The sequence below is a fragment of the Caproiciproducens sp. MSJ-32 genome (assembly GCF_018918055.1).
Taxonomy (GTDB): Bacteria; Bacillota; Clostridia; order Clostridiales; family Clostridiaceae; genus Clostridium.
This window is the reverse complement of sequence record NZ_JAHLPS010000058.1, coordinates 28,036-48,236: the sequence shown is the minus strand read 5'-3', so window position 1 is coordinate 48,236 and position 20,201 is coordinate 28,036. Positions and strand designations below refer to the sequence as shown.

Annotated in this window: 19 protein-coding genes, 1 pseudogene and 1 other annotated feature; of the genes and pseudogenes, 15 read left to right on the top strand and 5 right to left on the bottom strand. The window is 27.5% G+C overall.

Going from position 1 to position 20,201, the window contains the following annotated elements:
- Nucleotides 1–46 precede the first annotated feature (46 nt).
- Nucleotides 47–237, top strand: a binding site (T-box leader).
- 52 nt (nt 238–289) lie between these two features.
- Nucleotides 290–1,981, top strand: coding sequence for an arginine--tRNA ligase (gene argS / locus KQI16_RS06780; RefSeq protein ID WP_216432995.1), 1,692 nt, complete (start codon nt 290–292; stop codon nt 1,979–1,981).
- A gap of 40 nt (nt 1,982–2,021) precedes the next feature.
- Here the strand turns inward: argS and KQI16_RS06775 are convergent, their stop codons facing one another.
- The gene (locus tag KQI16_RS06775; RefSeq protein WP_216432993.1) at nt 2,022–2,177 is read right to left on the bottom strand and encodes a FeoB-associated Cys-rich membrane protein; all 156 of its coding nucleotides are present in this window, start codon (nt 2,175–2,177) and stop codon (nt 2,022–2,024) included.
- A 318-nt stretch (nt 2,178–2,495) separates the two neighbouring features.
- Here KQI16_RS06775 and KQI16_RS06770 point away from each other — a divergent pair, with 318 nt between their 5' ends.
- On the top strand, nt 2,496–3,182 hold the full coding sequence (locus KQI16_RS06770) for a ribonuclease H-like domain-containing protein (RefSeq protein ID WP_216432991.1): 687 nt from the start codon (nt 2,496–2,498) through the stop codon (nt 3,180–3,182).
- 61 nt (nt 3,183–3,243) lie between these two features.
- Here the strand turns inward: KQI16_RS06770 and KQI16_RS06765 are convergent, their stop codons facing one another.
- A complete protein-coding gene (locus KQI16_RS06765; protein WP_216432989.1) occupies nt 3,244–4,113 on the bottom strand; it encodes a ComEC/Rec2 family competence protein in 870 nt (289 codons plus the stop codon).
- Nucleotides 4,114–4,232: 119 nt separating this feature from the next.
- Here KQI16_RS06765 and KQI16_RS06760 point away from each other — a divergent pair, with 119 nt between their 5' ends.
- Nucleotides 4,233–4,946: a lysophospholipid acyltransferase family protein gene (locus KQI16_RS06760; protein WP_216432987.1), complete on the top strand. Its 714-nt coding sequence runs from the start codon at nt 4,233–4,235 to the stop codon at nt 4,944–4,946.
- A 215-nt stretch (nt 4,947–5,161) separates the two neighbouring features.
- Nucleotides 5,162–6,910: a phosphoenolpyruvate carboxykinase gene (locus KQI16_RS06755; protein ID WP_216432985.1), complete on the top strand. Its 1,749-nt coding sequence runs from the start codon at nt 5,162–5,164 to the stop codon at nt 6,908–6,910.
- A gap of 26 nt (nt 6,911–6,936) precedes the next feature.
- On the opposite strand, the gene KQI16_RS06750 is transcribed toward KQI16_RS06755, so the two are convergent.
- Nucleotides 6,937–7,143 carry a DUF378 domain-containing protein gene (locus KQI16_RS06750; RefSeq protein WP_216432983.1) on the bottom strand — a complete coding sequence of 69 codons (207 nt, stop codon included), beginning with the start codon at nt 7,141–7,143 and terminating at the stop codon, nt 6,937–6,939.
- A 69-nt stretch (nt 7,144–7,212) separates the two neighbouring features.
- Nucleotides 7,213–7,680, bottom strand: coding sequence for an Lrp/AsnC ligand binding domain-containing protein (locus tag KQI16_RS06745; RefSeq protein WP_216432981.1), 468 nt, complete (start codon nt 7,678–7,680; stop codon nt 7,213–7,215).
- 221 nt (nt 7,681–7,901) lie between these two features.
- Between KQI16_RS06745 and KQI16_RS06740 the strand changes: the two genes are divergently transcribed.
- From KQI16_RS06740 to KQI16_RS06700, 10 genes and pseudogenes are all read left to right on the top strand, one after another.
- Nucleotides 7,902–8,234, top strand: coding sequence for a hypothetical protein (locus tag KQI16_RS06740; protein WP_216432979.1), 333 nt, complete (start codon nt 7,902–7,904; stop codon nt 8,232–8,234).
- Nucleotides 8,235–8,386: 152 nt separating this feature from the next.
- Nucleotides 8,387–8,743, top strand: a pseudogene (locus tag KQI16_RS13300) (IS3 family transposase); the annotation flags it as partial.
- A 30-nt stretch (nt 8,744–8,773) separates the two neighbouring features.
- The gene (locus KQI16_RS13295; protein WP_442861801.1) at nt 8,774–8,944 is read left to right on the top strand and encodes an IS3 family transposase; all 171 of its coding nucleotides are present in this window, start codon (nt 8,774–8,776) and stop codon (nt 8,942–8,944) included.
- A 268-nt stretch (nt 8,945–9,212) separates the two neighbouring features.
- Nucleotides 9,213–10,706 (top strand): DUF1538 domain-containing protein, encoded by a 1,494-nt coding sequence (locus KQI16_RS06730; protein ID WP_216432976.1) that lies wholly within the window; start codon nt 9,213–9,215, stop codon nt 10,704–10,706.
- On the top strand, nt 10,696–11,364 hold the full coding sequence (locus tag KQI16_RS06725) for a P-II family nitrogen regulator (protein ID WP_216432974.1): 669 nt from the start codon (nt 10,696–10,698) through the stop codon (nt 11,362–11,364). Before KQI16_RS06730 ends, KQI16_RS06725 begins: the two co-directional genes overlap by 11 nt.
- Nucleotides 11,365–11,619: 255 nt before the next feature.
- Nucleotides 11,620–13,281: a PAS domain-containing protein gene (locus KQI16_RS06720; RefSeq protein ID WP_216432972.1), complete on the top strand. Its 1,662-nt coding sequence runs from the start codon at nt 11,620–11,622 to the stop codon at nt 13,279–13,281.
- The gene (locus KQI16_RS06715) at nt 13,260–13,931 is read left to right on the top strand and encodes a response regulator transcription factor (protein WP_216432970.1); all 672 of its coding nucleotides are present in this window, start codon (nt 13,260–13,262) and stop codon (nt 13,929–13,931) included. Before KQI16_RS06720 ends, KQI16_RS06715 begins: the two co-directional genes overlap by 22 nt.
- 1 nt (nt 13,932) lies before the next feature.
- Nucleotides 13,933–14,946, top strand: a complete 1,014-nt coding sequence (locus tag KQI16_RS06710; RefSeq protein ID WP_216432968.1) for a sensor histidine kinase — start codon at nt 13,933–13,935, stop codon at nt 14,944–14,946.
- A gap of 106 nt (nt 14,947–15,052) precedes the next feature.
- Nucleotides 15,053–15,820, top strand: coding sequence for an ABC transporter ATP-binding protein (locus tag KQI16_RS06705; RefSeq protein ID WP_119866630.1), 768 nt, complete (start codon nt 15,053–15,055; stop codon nt 15,818–15,820).
- Complete coding sequence (locus KQI16_RS06700) at nt 15,813–17,789, top strand: FtsX-like permease family protein (protein ID WP_216432966.1); 1,977 nt, start codon at nt 15,813–15,815, stop codon at nt 17,787–17,789. Before KQI16_RS06705 ends, KQI16_RS06700 begins: the two co-directional genes overlap by 8 nt.
- A 118-nt stretch (nt 17,790–17,907) precedes the next feature.
- On the opposite strand, the gene KQI16_RS06695 is transcribed toward KQI16_RS06700, so the two are convergent.
- The gene (locus KQI16_RS06695) at nt 17,908–18,681 is read right to left on the bottom strand and encodes a 3'-5' exonuclease (protein WP_216432964.1); all 774 of its coding nucleotides are present in this window, start codon (nt 18,679–18,681) and stop codon (nt 17,908–17,910) included.
- 381 nt (nt 18,682–19,062) lie between these two features.
- Between KQI16_RS06695 and KQI16_RS06690 the strand changes: the two genes are divergently transcribed.
- Nucleotides 19,063–20,187, top strand: coding sequence for a BMP family ABC transporter substrate-binding protein (locus KQI16_RS06690; RefSeq protein WP_216432961.1), 1,125 nt, complete (start codon nt 19,063–19,065; stop codon nt 20,185–20,187).
- Nucleotides 20,188–20,201 lie beyond the last annotated feature (14 nt).

Here is a 20,201-nt window from a genome sequence, read left to right as displayed (position 1 = left end):
TAATTTTGCTGCTTTTGTATAATTAGCTTGATAAAATAGAATATTAATATTATCGTTGAGAAGAAGAGTAGTGTATTAGATTCTTTAAGCGAGTAAGGGATGGTGGAAGCCTTATAAGATATAATACATGAAGAGAGCCTTTGAGATAACTATTTATAGTCGTTTAGCTGCGTTAAAGCATAGAGTGGCATTTTATGCAATTAGAGTGGTACCGCGGAAATATTATCCGTCTCTTATTATTAAGAGGGGGATTTTTTATTTATAAGTATGTATTTTTAAGGAGGAAAAGATGGATTACAAAAAGATAATAGCAGAACTATTAAATAAAGAAATAGATCTTGACTTAGAAACAATAGAAAAATTAATTGAAATACCGCCTAAGCCAGAATTAGGGGATTATGCTTTTCCATGTTTTCAATTAGCAAAAACCTTTAGAAAAGCTCCTAATATGATTGCTGAGGAATTAATATCTAAATTAAATAAAGATGGTTTTGAAAAAATAATCAATGTAGGTCCTTATGTAAATTTCTTTGTAGATAAGAGTATATTTACAAAAAATGCAATAGAAAAAATCTTAATAGAAGGCGAGGAATATGGTTCCTCTAATATTGGAGGGGGAAAAACAATTTGTGTCGAATATTCCTCACCTAATATAGCAAAACCATTCCATGTAGGTCATCTTTTTACAACAGCTATAGGAAATTCCTTATATAAGTTATTTAAAAAAGAAGGATATGAAGTTCAGGGCTTAAATCACCTAGGAGACTGGGGAACCCAATTTGGTAAGTTAATATCTGCTTATAAAAGATGGGGAAATGAAGAAGCTTTGGAAGAAAATGCGATTAATGAGCTGTTAAGAATATACGTAAAATTCCATGATGAAGCAGAAAAGGATAAAGCTTTAGAAGATGAGGCTAGAGCATACTTTAAAGCTTTAGAAGATGGAGATGAAGAGGCAACAGCCTTATGGAAAAGATTTAGAGATTTAAGTTTAAAAGAATTTGAAAGAATATATGACATATTTAATGTTAAATTTGATTCTTATGCTGGAGAAGCCTTCTATAATGATAAAATGGATGCAGTTGTAAATGAATTAAAAGAAAAAGGACTTTTAGTTGAAAGTAATGGAGCTCAAGTTGTTATGCTTGATGAATATAATATGCCTCCATGTATAGTATTAAAAGCTGATGGTGCATCTATATATGCAACAAGAGATTTAGCTGCTGCAATTTATAGAAAGAAAACTTACGATTTTTATAAATGTATATACGTAGTAGGTTTACCTCAATCTTTACATTTCAAACAAGTATTTAAAGTATTAGAACTTGCAGGATATGAATGGGCAAAGGACTGTATACATGTAGGCTTTGGAACAGTAAAATCAGCAACTGGTAAAATGTCAACAAGAAAAGGAGAAATGATTCTTCTTGATGATTTAATAAATGAAGCTATAGAAAAATCTTTAGAAGTAATAAATGAAAAAAATCCTAAGTTAGAAAATAAAGAAGAAGTTGCTAAAAAAATAGGAATTGGATCCATATTATTTACTTATCTTAAAAATTCTAGAGAAAAAGATATTATATTTGATTGGAAGGAAATTCTTTCTTTTGATGGAGAAACTGGTCCATATGTGCAATATTCTTATGCAAGAGCAAATAGTATTTTAGAAAGAGCTGGTGAAATTAAGGGAGAAGCAGATTATTCAAAGCTTGCTTCCAAAGAAGAATTTGAACTTGTTAAAACTTTAGAAAGCTTTGAAAACTATATTCATTTAGCAACAGAAAAGCTTGAGCCTTCAGTTATTACTAGGTATGCTATTCAAGTAGCGAAAGATTTTAATAAATTTTATAATGCTCATTCAGTATTAAATTTAGAAGATGAGCAATTAAAGCTTGCAAGAATTAATTTAGTTAAATCTACAAGTCAAGTTATAAAAAATGCGTTAGCTTTACTAGGAATTGAAGTTGTAGAAAAGATGTAATAAAAGGATGCTGTAATTTTTACAGCATCTTTTTATAATTTTAACGTTTAGTAATTGATATATTTGATGAACAGCCTGAACAATTAGTTGAACTTTTATCACTACAGCTGCAGCCACCTTTTGAGGCTTTTTTAAAGTTTTTATAAAGAACTGAAATTGCAAATGCAACAATTAATAAAGTTATCAATATTTCCATAAAAACACCTTCTTTTAAGTTTTTATAATAAAAATATTATTTTAGATGTCGATATAAGCAATGTTCTTTAAAATGAAAATCATTATCATATAATTAGTATATATAGTTATAAAATTTTAGTCAATATCTTTTGATAGAATATTTGTTTATAATTAGAAGAATTAAATATTAATATAGTAGAAGCTATATAAAATCATATAATAATATAACTATTTATTTTTTAAATATTACATATTCTTATATTAAATTAAAAATGATATAATGTTATAAGATAATAATAATGCAAGGTGATAATGATAAAGAAGAAAGAGTGGTAATGTGATTATTCGAGAAAATATAATAGATGTAGAACCCACACTTGAAGAATATATGCTAAAGACGGAAGAGATTGATAAAAATCCTGAAGAGCTTATATTTTTTGATTTAGAGCATTACGTTTATAAAAAACCTAAATGTATTGGTGTTTTTGGAGCCTGTATTTTTGAAAATAATAAGCTCCATGTTACTCAATATATGATAGAAAATAAAAGTGAAGTTATTCAAATACTATATTTAGCAAAAAAATATTTTGTTAAGATGAAAAGAAAAGGTAAAAGTGCGATAGTAACTTTTTCAGGAAATAATGATTATACAGTAATAAATTATCTTTTTGAAAAATATAATATTGATTTTAACTTTTCAAAAGAATTTCAAGATATTGATATTCAAAAAGAGTATGAAAGAGAGAAGAAACATTCTATAGGACTTAAAAATTTAGAAAAGGAATTTGGAATAATAAGAGAAGAAAGAGATTTAATAAGCGGTTCAAACTTAGCAAAAACTTTTCATAAAATATTAAAAGATAGAGAATATATTTTAAGAATGCCAAAAGAAAAAATAGAAACTATACTTTTATATAATGAAGGAGATGTAACAAATTTATATTATATTTATACTTCCTGGAAAGAATTTATTAATAATAGTAATGAGGAAAAAAAACTACAAGAAACTGTTGAAGTTGAATAATATAAATTTAAGTATTATAGAATTTTCAATTTAAGAAGAAATTCTTAAATGATAGATGCTCCTAAATTTTAGGAGCATCTATCATTTTTAAAGACTTTCCATCAGAAAGAATAAGGATTGTGCCCTTTTGGTCTGTTCTTAATATTTTTGAATTTTTTATAGTTTCTAAGACTTTCTTTGTAGGATGACCATATGAGTTATTTTTCCCTACAGAAATAACAGTTATACTAGGATTTACTTTATAGAAGAATTCTTTGCTTGTTGAAGAAGATGAGCCGTGATGACCAATTTTTAAAAGATCAGACTTTAAATTATAATTAGAATTAATAACTTCCTTTTCTATAAGTTCTTCTGCATCTCCAGTAAGGAGGAAGGAATTATTCCCGTGAGAAATTTTAATAATAGGCGAATAATTATTAATATTTTCATAGTTATCTGAAGAAGGAGAAAAGACTTCTACTTTTGTGTTTTTTCCAAGAGAAATAGATCTTATGCCTGCTTTTATTACATTAATTTTTAAGTCCTTTCTTACTAAAGCTTCTACCATTGTTTCAAAGGATTTTGTATTATTTGTTATTTTAGGAGCATAGAAATTTAATACATTATATTTATCAATAATATAAGCCATATTACCTATATGATCTTCATGGGGATGAGTGGCAATTACGTAGTCCAAGTTATTTATATTTAATAAAGATAAATAATCTAATAGATTTTCTCTACTATCTGCAGGTCCTGCATCAATAAGCATATTTTTATTATTTACCTGTACCAGAATAGAATCCCCTTGCCCTACATCAATAAAGTGAAGGAGCATATTATCTGAACTTATATTTCTAAGATTTTTATTTCGATTAAAATTAGAAAATAATAAAGTTAATAATGAGAGTATTATTAAGAATATAAAAGGCAAATAGTATTTTTTATTCAATTTACATACCCCTTAAAAAAGTTCTTTATGTAAGTATGGACATTTCAGAAAGAAAATATAATTGAAGAAAGAAAGAAATAACATTATAATAAACATAGAAAAATTATGGTGGTGAGGAAATGAATTTTATAAAGTATATTAATTATGGGTTTTATATGGCTGTTATTATGCCTTGTAAAATACTTAAACACAAATATATTAAGAAAACAAAGGGAGAAAAAGCAGCAAAAGAGTATTGTGCAAAAATTGGAGAAAAGTGGGCTGAATTTACAATAAGAACAATAGGAATGAAAATTACTGTTATAGGAAGGGAAAATATCCCAGATGTTCCGTGCTGCTATATAGGAAATCATACTAGTATTTTGGATATACCAATATTAATAAATTCAGCAGGAAGATGTATGGGATTTATAGCTAAAAAGGAAATGGCGAATACACCTATATTAGGATACTTGATGAAAGAATATAATTGTGTTGCCTTAGATAGGGAAAATGTCAGAGAAGGATTAAAATCTATAAAAGAAGGAGTCAATAATATAAAAGCTGGTTATAGCATGGCAATTTTTCCTGAAGGAACAAGAAGTAAAAATGGAAAAATGGGACAGTTTAAGAAGGGCAGCTTAAAATTAGCCACTATGGCAAAAGCTCCAATAGTACCAGTTGCTATAGAAGGAGCTTACAGGGCTTATGAAGAAAACAGAAAATTTAAGCCAATAGATATAAAAGTAATTTTTTCAAAACCTATTTTTACTGATAAACTGACTAAAGAAGAAGAAAAAGAACTTCCAGAAAGAATAAGAAGTATAATTGCAAAAAATTTAGGAGAAGAATAATCTTGAAAGTTATATTATTATAATTTATATTATAATGGTATAACTTTTTATTATTAAAAATATATTATTATGATATAAAAATTAACAATCTAATAATTTATTAGAAAAATGCAAAGAAGCACTTGTAAACTTGCAAAAAACATGGCATAATATGTTGTATTAGCAAAAAAAATGAAAGATTATAAAAGTAATTAATTCAAATAGGGGGCGTAAATATGAAAAAAGAGTTTTCAATTAGTAATGACAAAGTATTAATTAACTTTTCTGCTAATTATTGTAGTACTTTTGAAGAACTTGTAGAAAGTAGTGGTTTTAAAAGGGTAATAGAAAGTTATATAAAGAATGCAAAAAAGAAGGTAACTCTAAATTGGAGATATTTGAAGAAAAGCTTGCAAACAGAAGATGTAAGCATAATTACAAAGAAATTATGCAAAGTTTTTAAATATTGCACTGTTATGAGTGTAGACGAAATTATAGAGATAAATGATTTTTATAGTGAGTTATTTAAGGAAAGAGATCAATTTATTAACCTAGTAGAAGAGTTATATTTATTTTGGAGAAAGTTAGAAAGATATACTATAATTCATACAAATAAGAAACAAGAAGGATTATCATCAGTAAATTTTACACAAGCAAATTCAGCTTTATCAAATTTAATATTAAAGTTATATAGAAAAATAGAAAAAAATACTTTAGGATATAAGCCTAATGTATTTAGACAAATTCCAGTAGGAGGAAATGCTTCTCTAAAGGTTAACAAAATTTTATGGCCAATACCAAATGGCTACGAAATTTTAGAAGATATAGAATTTATTGATGCTATATTATTAGAAACACCGTTTATTACTTATCCTAAGAAAAATACTAGAAGTGGTATGTTTAAAGAGATAAGTTATAACCCTTTAAAAGAAGCAACATTAAATAAAGATCATTGGTTCTGCTATCCAGCAAAAGTTGGGGAATTAATTGCCTTTATTTATTTCCATAGAGATTTTATGCATCATGGAATAACCTTATGTAACTTATTTGAAATGGCTAGATGTGAAGAATATAGAGGAAAAAAACCAGATTTAGTATATGTGTTTGGAGCAAGAGATAAGGGTGAAGAAAAGAAAACTGTATTCTATGATGATAAAGAAAATGAAATTATGTTAGGATATATTAACTATAGTGATGAAATTGACTATTTTGGATATATGAAAAAAATGACATTAACATTACACAATTTAGTAATGATAAAAAGAGGATATTTACCAATACATGGAGCAATGGTAAGCATAGAATTAAAAGATGGAAAATCAGCTAATGTTGTAATTATGGGAGATAGTGGTGCTGGAAAATCAGAAAGTTTAGAAGCCTTTAGAACTTTAGGTGAAGATTATATTAGTAACATGACAATAATATTTGATGATATGGGTAAATTTAAAGATATAGATGGAAAAATAAAAGGATATGGTACAGAAATTGGAGCCTTTGTAAGGTTAGATGATTTAGATGCTGGATATGCTTTTAAAGAGTTAGATAGAAGTATTTTTATGAATCCAGATAAGATTAATGCAAGGCTTGTAATGCCTGTTTCACCATATAAAGAAATTATTAAAGGATATGATGTTGATTTATTCCTATATGCCAATAATTATACTGAAGTTAAAGAAGGAGAAAAATCTATTGAGTTCTTTAATAATCCAAAGGAAGCTGTTGAGGTGTTTAAGAGAGGTGCTAGAATGGCAAAAGGTACTACCTCTGAAAAGGGCTTAGTAGAAAGTTATTTTGCAAATCCATTCGGACCTGCTCAAAAAATAAAGGAAACAGATATACTTATAGAAAAATATTTTAAAGCTATGTTTGAGAGAAATGTAAAAGTTGGTGAAATTAAAACATGTCTAGGACTTGAAGGAAAAGAAAAAGAAGGCCCAAGAAATGCAGCTATAGAATTGCTTGAAATTATTAAAAATTTAAAATAAAAAGAGCCTTTTAGGCTCTTTTTATTTTATCTATTATCAGAGTTATTTACTTTTGAAAATAAAGATAAACAATATAGACCTGCAATTCCTACTATAGCATAAATTACTCTGCTTATTGCAGGCATAGTTGAAAATATGGCTTCTACTAGATTGAAATCAAAAAATCCAATTAGCCCCCAATTTATAGCTCCAATAATAACTAATATTAATGCTATGTTATCAATTACTTTCATAAAAACACCTCTTATAATTTGATTATTTCTTTAGTATTTTAACCAAATTAAAAGATTTTATTACAAAAATTAGATCGTAATATTTCTATCAATAGGCTGTTCTAAGGAAATTATTGTTTCTGTTCTTTGAATTCCATCTATAACATTAATTTTATTAAGTAATATGTCTTGAAGGTCTGTAGTATTTTTACAAATTACTTTTGCAAATACTGAATAATCTCCAGTTGTTAAATGTAGTTCAACAACTTCTTTTATCTTAGCTAATTCATCAAATACATTTTTAAAAGATGAAGTTCTATCTATATAAATACCTACAAAACAGCAGACATCATAACCAAGCTTTGGTAAATCAAGAACTATTCTAGTACCTTTGATTATGCCCATTTCCTCCATTTTTTTCATTCTTACGTGAATTGTACCACCACTAACGTGACATATTCTTGCGATTTCTAAATAAGGGGTCCTAGAATCTTTTATTAGTAGATCCAATATTTGAAGATCTAATTCATCTAATTGGGGATGTTGATTAAGAGCCATAAAACCACTCCTTTTAACATATTTTTATTTATGAGTATATTTTATCAAATAATTAATTAAAATAGAAGTTAATTATAATAAAATTAATAAAATTATTATAATTCCTTAATTTTATTATAATTACAATATTATAGAAAAATAACTCTAAGTAATAGTAAACTATTGAAAATGTATAGCTTTTCTTTTAATATAATAATAGTAGGATGTTAAGGAGGAGTAGTATGACTAGTTTTTTAATTGCCGTATTAAATATTGTTGTTATAGTTGCAATAATGTTCTTTTTAATGACTTTAGGCAGAAAATATGTTTTTTCAAAGATTAGAGTTAATAAGTGGATAATATTAGGAATAACCATTTTATGTTTTGCTTTGCAACTTATACTTAGACTACAAAATTATTGGTTAAATATGTTATTAACATTAGTAACTGTTTGGTTTTTCCTATGGTTTATGGAAATTCAAACTACTGGTGGTCCTAAGTTTGAAAAGAAAATAGTAATAAGACCTAAAGCTAAGCCAAATAGAGTAAAGCACTTAAAAAATGAAAAAAAATAAGAGATATAAAAGCTGTTCAAGAAATAAAATGTACCCTATGGAATAGACAATTAAAAAAAGTCTATGCCATAGGGTATTTTTATGTATAATAAAATAAATATCATTAGGAGAAGAATGTAATGAGCAAAAAATTATTTACAGAAAAAGAAATAGAAATATTTGAGAAATGTGGATTTAACATAGATATTTTAGGTATGAAACGTGTTGAATCATCAGGTAAAAGATGGCGCTCCGCATTTCGCAGAAATGGAATAACTCAATTACAGGACACTAGAAAATTTAATAATGGAAGACCGAGTGAAAAATATAAACTTAAAAATAAGGTTAGCTATTTTTGTGAGTTATCAGGTGTTTCACGTTCTGGATATTATAATTATTTCTCATCTAAATCAATTTCTAAGCGAGATAATCGAGAATCTAAAGATTTAGAAAGTTATAAAAATATTTTAGCTGCTTTCAACTTCAAAAATCGCAAAAAAGGTGCTAGACAAATAAAAATGACTTTATCATTTCTAATAGTTTAAAAATAGATATAGTAATTGATACTATTAAAGGATGAAGCATATATCAATGAGTGTAAAACATTTCAGGAATTAATTACTGAAATAGATGATTATATTGATTATTATAATAACTATAGATCTCAGTGGAATTTAAAAAAGATGACTCCTGTCCGATACAGAAGTCATCTTCTTGAAGCTGTTTCATAGTCTTTTTTTAAACTGTCCTTGACAAGGGGTACATTTTAAAAATATTACAGTTGATAGTCTTTTTGTATTTTGTTATAAAAATTATAATTTTTATTTTATAGGGGGAAAAGGGTAATATTTTTGTTAATATTCTGTAAAGAATTAGAATAAATTTATTTCTTTAAAATTTTTTAGAGATAAATATAGTATAATTAAATAAATGGTTAAGGATTTATAAATAATACTAAAGCTGAACAAACTAAAATATAGTAAAGGAGATGATATATATTTGAATTTAGTAACAGAAAAATTAAAAGAAGTATTATTATCAGTATTGCCAATAACTTTAATAGTATTAATATTAAACTTTACAATTACACCAGTAGAAAAACCCTTATTATTAAGGTTTTTAATTGGAGCAGTATTTGTTATTATTGGTTTGTCAATATTTTTAGCTGGTGTAGATATTGGAATAACCCCTATAGGTAATGTTATGGGGAGCACATTAACTAAAACTAATAAAGTTTCCATTGTAATAATCGCAGGCTTAGTACTTGGGTTCTTTATTTCGGTGGCAGAGCCTGACTTGCAAATTTTAGGCGCACAAGTTTCCTTTGTAACTTCAGGAATGGTGTCAAAATGGCTTATAGTAATAATTGTTTCCATAGGAATAGCTGTCATGCTTGCTTTAGGTTTAGGAAGAATATTATATAATATTCCTTTATATAAATTGTTAACTATTATATATGGTATTATTTTGTTACTTTCAATATTTACATCACCAGAATTTTTAGCAATATCCTTTGACGCTTCTGGTGCTACTACTGGTGCTTTGACTGTTCCTTTTATGCTGGCTCTTTCTTTAGGAGTATCCCATCTTAAAAAAGATAGTAAATCCTCTGAAAAGGATAGTTTTGGTTTGGTTGCTATAGCATCATCAGGTGCAATAATAGCAGTTATGATAATGAGTATTTTATCTAAAATAGATAGAATTACAGCAACTCTTGAAATAGATACAGAAGTATCTGCATCAATAATTGAGCCTTTCATTAAAGAGATTCCTAAGATATCTTTTGAGATAATGTTAGCTTTATTACCAATATTGATTATTTTTCTTATATTCCAAAAAATTAAGTTTAAGTTGTCAAAAAAATCTGTTAGAAAAATTTTATTTGGAATATTCTTTACATTTATAGGATTGGTTATATTTTTAGTTGGAGTAAATGCAGGTTTCATGGAGCTTGGAACGGTATTAGGATATAAAGTGGCATCTTTAGAAAATAAAACATACTTAGTTATTACTGGATTTGCATTAGGATTTGTTACAATACTTGCAGAACCAGCTGTATATGTATTGACACATCAAATAGAAGATGTTACAAGTGGATATGTTAAAAGAAAAATTGTTTTATTTGCTCTATCGATAGGAGTAGGTTTTGCAGTAGCCTTATCAATGCTAAGGATAATGATTCCTCAAATTCAGTTATGGCATTATTTATTACCTGGATATATAATATCTATTTTAATGAGTTATTATGTTCCAAAATTATTTGTTGGTATGGCTTTTGATTCAGGTGGTGTTGCATCAGGTCCAATGACAGCAACTTTTATATTAGCTTTTGCTCAAGGAGCAGCAGATGCTATTGAATGTGCAGATGTATTAATTGACGGTTTTGGAATGATTTCAATGGTGGCAATGACCCCTATAATTGCATTACAAATACTTGGTTTTATTTTTAAAGTGAAATCTATAAAAGGAGGGGTAGAAAACAATGTTGGCTAATTTTGAACTTAATCAGCCTGAGCTTATTTGTGTAATTGTAAATTTAGGATTAGGAAGTAAAGTGTTAAAAAAGGCTAAGCAGCATAATATTTCTGGAGGAACTATTTTCTTAGGTAAGGGTACGGTAAATAGTAAAATTTTAGATTATTTATGCTTATCAGATGTAAGAAAAGAAATTGTGCTTATGGTATCAGATAAAGAAACAGTGAGAACGGCTTTAAGGAAACTAAGTGAGGAGTTTAAATTCAAAAAACCTAATCATGGAATAGCTTTTACAACATCTATATGCGGCCTTGTTGGAACAAGAACTTGTAAATGTGATAAAATGAAAGATGAGAGAGGGGAAGAAAACACTATGTATAATGCTATAACTGTAATTGTTGAAAAAGGAAAGGCGGAAGAAGTTATTGATGCAGCAACTAAAGCTGGTGCTAAAGGTGGTACAATAATAAATGCAAGGGGATCTGGAATTCATGAAACAAGTAAAGTTTTTGCCATGGAAATTGAACCAGAAAAAGAAATAGTATTAATAATATCTAAAAGAGATAAAACTGGAGATATAATTTCATCCATAAAAGAAGAACTTGATATAGAGAAGCCGGGAAATGGAATTGTTTTTGTTCAAAATATAAATGAAGTTTATGGATTGTATGAATAATTTTAAATTTTATTAGAAAAATTAAAAAAAATACTTATAAGATAGATAGATTTTTGAAAAATCTATCTATTATTTTTTGAGAAAAATGTTTTATTTTGTAATTATGATTTGTTTTTGGTAATTGTGGATAATATATATTTGATATATAATATTATTAAATTAGGAGGATAGGAGGGGTGGCTTATAACTACGATATTCAGAAATATTCTAGCAAAAGATAAAAATCAAAGAAGAAATATTTTTGGAAAAGAGGAATTGGAAAAGAGATTGGATATGCTAGAAGAAAATCTCATACATATGCAGGAGCTTCTTTCTGTAGGTAGTTGGACATATGATATTCAAAAAAATGAAATATTATGTACGGAAGAAATATATAGGATATTTGAAACTACAGCAGAGTACATAGATGGAAAGTTGAATAGATTTCTTGATTTTTTTGATCCTCAGGATAGGGAATTAGTTATTAAAACATATGAAGAGGCTCTTAAGGGGAAAGAATATAACATAGAAGTTTGTGTTATCACAGCAAGAGGAAGAAAAAAATATATAAATAAAAAAGCAAGAGTATTATTTAATGAGGATAGAAATCCAATTAGGATAATAGGAACGATAGAAGATATTACAAAGAAAAAAATTCTTGAAGACAATTTAAGAGAAACAGGAAAAGACTTAAAATACTCTCAAGACATAGCAGGAATAGGTAGATTTAAATATGATGCAATAAAAGATGAAGTTTTTATATCAGAAGAAGCTTATAAGATTTGCAATATTGATCCTTTAAATATAAAAACAGATTTAGAAAGCTATTATAAAATAGTTCTAGAAGAAGATAGAAGAATTTTGGAAAAGGCAAAAGAACAATGTGTGAAAGGCCAAAAATTTAAAGTTAAAATTAGAATAAATCCAAAAGATGGAGTATTTAAATATATATTAGTTAAAGGAGAACCACAATTAGATAGGGATAATAAGGTGGTTGGAATTATAGGAATAATTCAAGATATAACAGAAAATGAATTGTTAAAAATAGATTTAGAAAAAAAGAATAGAAATTTAATTCAGGCTCAACATATATCCCAAATAGGTAGCTGGGAGCTTGATTTAAATAAAGGAATACGATATTGGTCTGAAGGAATGTTTAAAATTTATGGAATTAAAGAACATAGCAATGAGGTAAATTATGAGGAGATTTTTAAATTTGTTCATCCAGAAGACTTATATAAGATAAATAATTATTTAATAAATCCTCCTAAAGAAAGGTATACCGTAGGTGAATATCGTATTATAAGAACAGATGGGAAGATAAGAGATATATATTGTCTTACAGAAGTAGCTTTTGATGATAATGGTAAAATAGTTTCAATATGTGGAACCATACAAGATATTACAGAAATAAAAGAAATGTCAAGGAAGATAGAAGAGGAAAAAAGAATAATTGAAAGTCAAAAAAGAAGGTTTGAATTCTTAATTCAAAATTCTAATGATTGTTTAGGTATTATATCTCCTGAAGGAACTATTCTATATTCTAGCTCTGCAGTTGAAAGAATTTCTGGCTATAAAGTAGAAGAAGTATTAAATAAAAATGTATTTGATTATCTTGAGGGAGATGAAAAGATAAAATTAAAGAAAATGCTTGAGGCTGTATTAAAAAATCCAGATATTCATATGCAAGGAGAATTAATTGTTAAATCAAAGTCTAGTAAAAAAATGTGTATAGAAATTGAATTGGATAATCATATAAAAGAACCCTCTGTTGAAGGAATAGTAATAAATTGGAGGGATATTACAAAAGAAAAAGCAATATATAAGGAAATTGAATATATTGCAAATCATGATAATTTAACAAAACTTCCGAGAACTGACCTATTATTTTCCTTGATATATAAGGAGGATTATAAATGTATAGAATACTTATTATAGAAGATGATTTAGTAATAGCAAAATCGATAAAAAAGCACATAAAATCCTGGGGGTATGAAGTAGAATGTGTTACTGACTTTAAAAATGTAATTTCTGATTTTATATCTTATGATCCACAACTTGTTCTTTTAGATATTTCCCTTCCATTTTTCAATGGATTTCATTGGTGTAGTGAGATTAGAAAACTTTCTAAGGTTCCTATTATATTTATATCATCTGCATCAGATAATATGAATATAGTAATGGCTATGAATATGGGGGGAGATGATTTTATTACCAAACCCTTTGATCTTAATGTGCTTACTGCAAAGGTTATGGCTTTATTAAGACGTACTTATGATTTTGCTGGACAAACAAGTTTATTAGAACATAGAGGTGTAATACTTAATATTAGTGATGCCACTTTGATTTATAATAATGAAAAAATACAATTAACAAAGAATGAAAATAAAATACTTCATGTGCTAATAGAAAATAAGGGGAAATCTGTGACAAGGGAAGATATAATGATAAAACTTTGGGAAACAGACAGTTATGTTGATGATAATACTCTTACTGTTAATGTAACTCGTCTTCGTAAAAAGCTTCAGGATATAGGTTTAAATAATTTTATAATAACTAAAAAGGGAATAGGTTATATGGTGGAATAGTATGGATGAAAATGGTAAATTTAAATTAATAATATCTTATTTTAAGTTTCGCATTAAGGAAATAATAATATTTCTTATATTTTCTTTAATATTTACTATTATGTTTTTTCTTTATAATCTTCCTATAGAACCTTTGCTTTATGGTTTTTTATTATGTACTTTTGTTGGAATTATATATATTGGAGTAGATTTTATTAATTTTTATAATAAGCATAAATTACTCAATAATTTAAAAAGAGAAATTATTTTAAATATAGATGAGCTGCCAGAGGCAAAAAATATAATTGAAGAGGATTATAATAAATTAATTTCAATTATTCAGAAGGAAAAGATTAGAATTGCTTCTGAGGCAGATATGGCTAAAAGTGATTTAATGGATTATTATACTTTATGGGCTCACCAAATAAAAACTCCTATTGCGGCTATGAGGCTTTTACTTCAGTCGGAAGATAATGAGCAAAATTATGAACTATCAATGGAATTATTTAAAATAGAGCAGTATGTTGAATTTGTTTTACAATATTTGAGGCTTGAAAGTATGTCTTCAGATCTAGTATTAAAAGAATATAATCTTGATGATATTGTGAAACAGGCAGTAAGAAAATATGCTAAAGTCTTTATAAGAAATAGGATTAAGCTTAATTTTAATGACTTGAATTGTAGAGTGTTAACAGATGAAAAATGGCTCTTATTTGTGATAGAACAGATATTATCAAATGGTCTTAAATATACAAAAGAGGGCAGTATTTCAATATATATGGATAAGGATAGTGAAAAGACACTAGTGATTGAAGATACTGGAATTGGTATAAGGCCTGAGGATCTTCCAAGAGTTTTTGAAAGGGGATATACAGGATATAATGGGCGTTTAGATAAAAAATCTACTGGGATAGGTTTATATCTTTGCAAGAAAATTTTAAATAAACTATCTCATAATATAAAAATAGAGTCTGAAATTGATAAAGGTACTAAGGTAAAAATTGACCTTTCAACAATTAATATTAAGATTGAATAGACCTTACAAAGCTGTAAGGTTAAAAGGGGAAATGTAAGCTAAACTTATGGCTGGGCATTTCCCTTTATTGCTATAATTTGAACATGATAAGAAATGGAGGTTGTTTATTATTATGCTAGAAGTAAAAAATTTAAAAAAGATATATACTACACGATTTGGAGGAAATCAAGTTAAAGCTTTATCTGATGTTTCCTTTTCTGTAGAAGAGGGTGAATATGTTGCTGTTATGGGTGAATCTGGCTCGGGCAAAACTACATTATTAAATATCCTTGCTGCTCTAGATAAACCTACTAGTGGAGATGTAATTCTTGAAGGTAAAAGTTTAAGTTCAATTAAAGAAAGAGAGATATCAAAGTTTCGTCGTGATAATTTAGGATTTGTATTTCAGGATTTTAATTTATTAGATACATTTTCATTACAAGATAATATTTTTCTTCCCCTTGTTCTATCAGGAAAATCCTATGAGGAAATGAGCAAAAGATTAAAGCCTATAGCCAAAAAACTTGGAATTTCAGATATTCTTCATAAGTTTCCTTATGAGGTTTCAGGAGGACAAAAGCAAAGAGCTGCAGTTGCTAGGGCATTAATTACAAATCCAAAGCTTATTCTTGCAGACGAACCTACTGGAGCTTTAGACTCTCGTTCAAGTGATGACTTACTTCGCTTATTTAAAGAAATAAATAATGAAGGGCAAACAATAATCATGGTTACTCATAGCACAAAGGCAGCAAGCCATGCAAAACGTGTACTTTTTATTAAAGATGGTGAGGTATTTCACCAACTTTATAAGGTTTCTATGTCTGATGAGGAAATGTATCAAAAAATTTCTGACACTTTAACTATAATTGCAACAGGTGGTGCTAGAAATGAGTAAGATTTTTTATGCAAAACTGGCTTTAATAAATATAAAAAAGAATGGAAAGACTTATTTTCCATATATGGTTGCAGCCATTAGTACAATTATGATGTTTTATACAATGCATTTTATATCTATAAATGATGGATTAAATAATATGTCTGGAGGAGATTCATTAAAAATTATATTAGGCCTTGGGAATTATGTAATTGGTCTATTTTCTATAATTTTTCTTTTTTACACTAATAGTTTTTTAATAAAACGCCGTAAGAATGAAATTGGATTATATAATATATTAGGCATGGAGAAAAGACATATTGCTAGAGTAATGATTTGGGAAACATTTTTTGTAGGGATTTCAACTATAGTAATTGGATTATTAAGTGGAATATTAATAAGCAAATTAATGTTCTTAGTGCTTTTAAAGATTCTAACTTTTGAGGTGCCATTAGGTTTCTTTATTTCTAAAGAATCAATAGCCATTACAGTAATACTATTTGGAGCAATATTTATTTTAACTCTTCTAAATAATTTAGGGCAAATTCATTTATCTAAACCTGTTGAGCTATTAAGGGGAGGACAGGTTGGAGAAAAAGAACCTAAGACAAAATGGATTATGACAATTATAGGTGTAATTTCTCTTTCAGCAGGATATTATATTGCTCTTACTACAGAATCACCTCTTGCAGCAATATATTTGTTCTTTGTTGCAGTTATACTTGTTATTATAGGAACTTATAGTTTATTTACAGCTGCTAGTATTGCATTGTTAAAAATATTAAGAAAAAATAAGAAATTTTATTATAAAACTAATAATTTTATAAATGTATCAGGTATGATTTATCGTATGAAACAAAATGCAGTAGGTTTATCTAATATATGTATTCTTTCAACCTGTGTTCTTGTTATGCTTTCTACTACAGTATCCTTATATATTGGAATGGAAGATGTTCTTAGAAATAGGTATCCTCGTGATATTGCTGTAAGGGTAGATAATGTATCTGATGAGATGGAAGAAAAATTAGATAATATCATAATAAAAGAAGCAGAAAAACATAATATTTCTATTAAGGATATAATTAAATATAGATCTATAGAAGTTCCTATGTTTCAAAAAAATAATAGTTTTTCTTTGGCCAATAGAGATATAGGAAATTATTCTGATATAAGTTTACTAAACATAATGCCCTTAGAATCTTATAATAGTCAGGAGAATAAGTCTATAAATTTAGAAGATAATGAGGTACTTTTATATGCTTTTAGAGGAGAAATAAAAGAAGATACCGTAAATATTTTAGGTAATGAATTTAAAGTAAAAGAGCAATTAAAGGATTTTAATTCAGAAGGTATTTTATCAGCAATAGCGGCCAAAAGTTATTATATAGTCGTAAAAGACGTAGAAACTATTGAAAAGTTACTTTTTAATGTAGATATATATGGAGAAAAATTTGAAAACCTTTCTTATTTTTACGCCTTTAATACAGAAGGAGATGCTGAAAATCAAATTAATTTAATTAATGTTTTATCCAATATGATTTCAGAAGCTTCACTTTCAGGTTATGCAGAAGGACTAGAGGAATCTAGAGGAGCCTTTTTTTCCTTATATGGAGGGCTATTCTTCCTTGGTTTATTTTTAGGTTTCTTATTCATTATGGCCACTGTACTTATTATGTATTATAAGCAGGTTTCAGAGGGCTATGATGATAAGCAGCGTTTTGAAATAATGCAGAAGGTTGGATTAAGTAAGGAGGAAGTTAAAAAGTCAATTAAAAGCCAGGTTCTTATGGTATTTTTCCTACCTTTATTAATGGCAATTATTCATATTGCTTTTGCATTTAAAGTTATAACAAAATTGCTTTCAGTTTTAAATTTAACTAATGTTACATTATTCGCCTTATGTACTGTTGGAACAATTTTAGTCTTTGCAGTATTTTATGGAATTGTATATTCTCTTACTGCCAGGGTATATTATAAACTTGTGAGTTAATTTAACTTATTAATTTTGATTTATAGAGAGAGTATTTAAATGTGTTTTTAAACAATAATTGACAATTGATAATATTTATCAATTGTCAATTTTAATTTTGAATTATTTTTCTTTTATCTTATTTCTTCTTTTTCTCTTTTGCAATTTTTATAAATTGTTGAGTTCTTCCCATATTATAAGCTAACTTTATAATATCTTTTTCTTCTTTAGTCATTTCGCGGCAGTACATTTTTTCAAATTGTTGAATTAGCTTGTAATAGTCTACCTGAACCTTAGGCTTTCTTGTTTTTGCTTTTACCTGATATGGGTCATATATTTGCGGTTTAATCGAAGAACTATATATTTTTTTAAATACTTCAGCTGTATAGTGGGCATCATAAAGAGCATTATGAAATTCAAAAGTTATTGGAAGACTTAGTTCCTCTACAGCATTTTGAAGATTAAAGAGTTTTTGAATAGAAAGTCCAAAATGTTTGGAAACATAGGGCTGAATATTTATATATTTTCTAGGTAAAAGGTCAGAATTTAATTTATGATAAAAGGTATTTTTGAATAGCTCTTGAATATCAGACATACCCCAGATACAAAATACAGCATCTTTATCATTTATGAAATTTATAAAGTCTTTAAAAACTTCTGGAAAAGCTTTTTCTGAAATAAGCTGTTCAAATTTAATACCTGTTAATTCTTCTATAAAGGGGTTTATTTTTGAATAAATTGTTGGTTTAACATAACGATTAAAGTTTCCTTTATTGTTAAAATCAGCATCTAATTTTACTGCGCCAATTTGAATAATTTCAAAGGGATATTTAGATTTTTTTTCTTCTGAATTTGAGTGTTTTAAATTAGAAAAATCTTGATTAAATTCTAAATCAAAAATAATGTAGTGCATATTAGATAACCCCTTATCTTTTATACTTAAATTTATTTTTGGCTAAATTTTTAATATTATTCTATAAAGAAATAGTTAGGTTCTAGTAAATAAAATTATAAAAATGCAAGATTGGAATTATATTTAGATAAATCTGAGCTAGTTTTTTATTTTAGTAAGTATCTAACTTATAAGTACCATAATTATTAATGGACTACTACAATATAAGCTGGAAGTAATTAAAACTTTATAATAATAAAACATTTAAGAATAATATTCGTATTATTACGATTGAAATAATAAAAAATAAAAATAATATTCGACTTTTTTAAAGTTTTGTGTTATATTATTTATGCAAAGAAAATTACTAAAAATTTATATAAAAAAACTGGGGGAGGCACTATGAATAAAAAATTAACAGTATTATTGTCATCACTACTAACAGCAGCACTTTTATTAACAGGATGCGCAGGTGCAAGCAATGAAAAACAAACTGGGGGCACAACAGGAACAGAAGTTAATTCAGAAGATTTAAAAGTAGGTTTTGTTTATGTAGGACCTATAACTGATCAAGGATATGTATATGCTCATGATTTAGGTAGACAAGCAGTTGAAAAGGAACTAGGAGTTGAAACTATTTATAAGGAAAATGTGAAAGAAGATAAAGCAGAAGTTAGGGCAGCTATTGATAATTTAATTCAGCAAGGTGCTAATGTAATATTCACAACAAGTTTTGGATTTATGGATGCTACAGAAGAAGCAGCAAAAGATTATCCAGAAGTTAAGTTTTTACATTGTTCAGGTTACAAATCAAATGGAAGTAATTTTGTTAATTACTTTGGAAAAATGGAGGAGCCAAGATATTTAGCAGGTATAGCAGCAGGCCTTAAGACCAAAACAAATAAAATTGGATTTGTTGGGGCTTTTCCAATTCCGGAAGTTATTAGAGCAGTTGATGCCTTTGCTTTAGGTGTTAAATCTGTAAACCCTGATGCAGTTGTTAAAGTTACTTGGACAAATACTTGGTATGATCCAGCTAAGGAAAAAGAAGCTGCAAAAGCATTAATAGACGAAGGCGTAGATGTATTAGCACAACATCAAAATTCAGCAGCAACACAACAAGCAGCAGAAGAAGCTGGCATATATTCAATTGGATATAACCTTAGCATGAAGGAATATGCACCAAATGCATATATGACAGGAGCAGTTTGGAATTGGGGAGCTTATTATGTTGAGGCAGTTAGACAGATAAAAGAAGGTACTTGGAAAGCTGAAAATTATTTAGGCGGATTAAAAGATGGCGTTGTACAACTAGACGAGCTTAATGCAAATGTACCAGATGAAGCTAAAGCTTTAATTGATGAAGCTAAGGCTAAGATAGAAGCAGGAGAATTAAACATATTTGCAGGACCAATAAAGGACCAAAGTGGATCAATTAGGGTAAAAGAAGGGCAAGTATTAATAGATGAAGAAATGCTTCAAATTGATTATCTAATTGAAGGCGTAGAAGGCGTAATTGAACAATAGTATTAGGGGGAAAA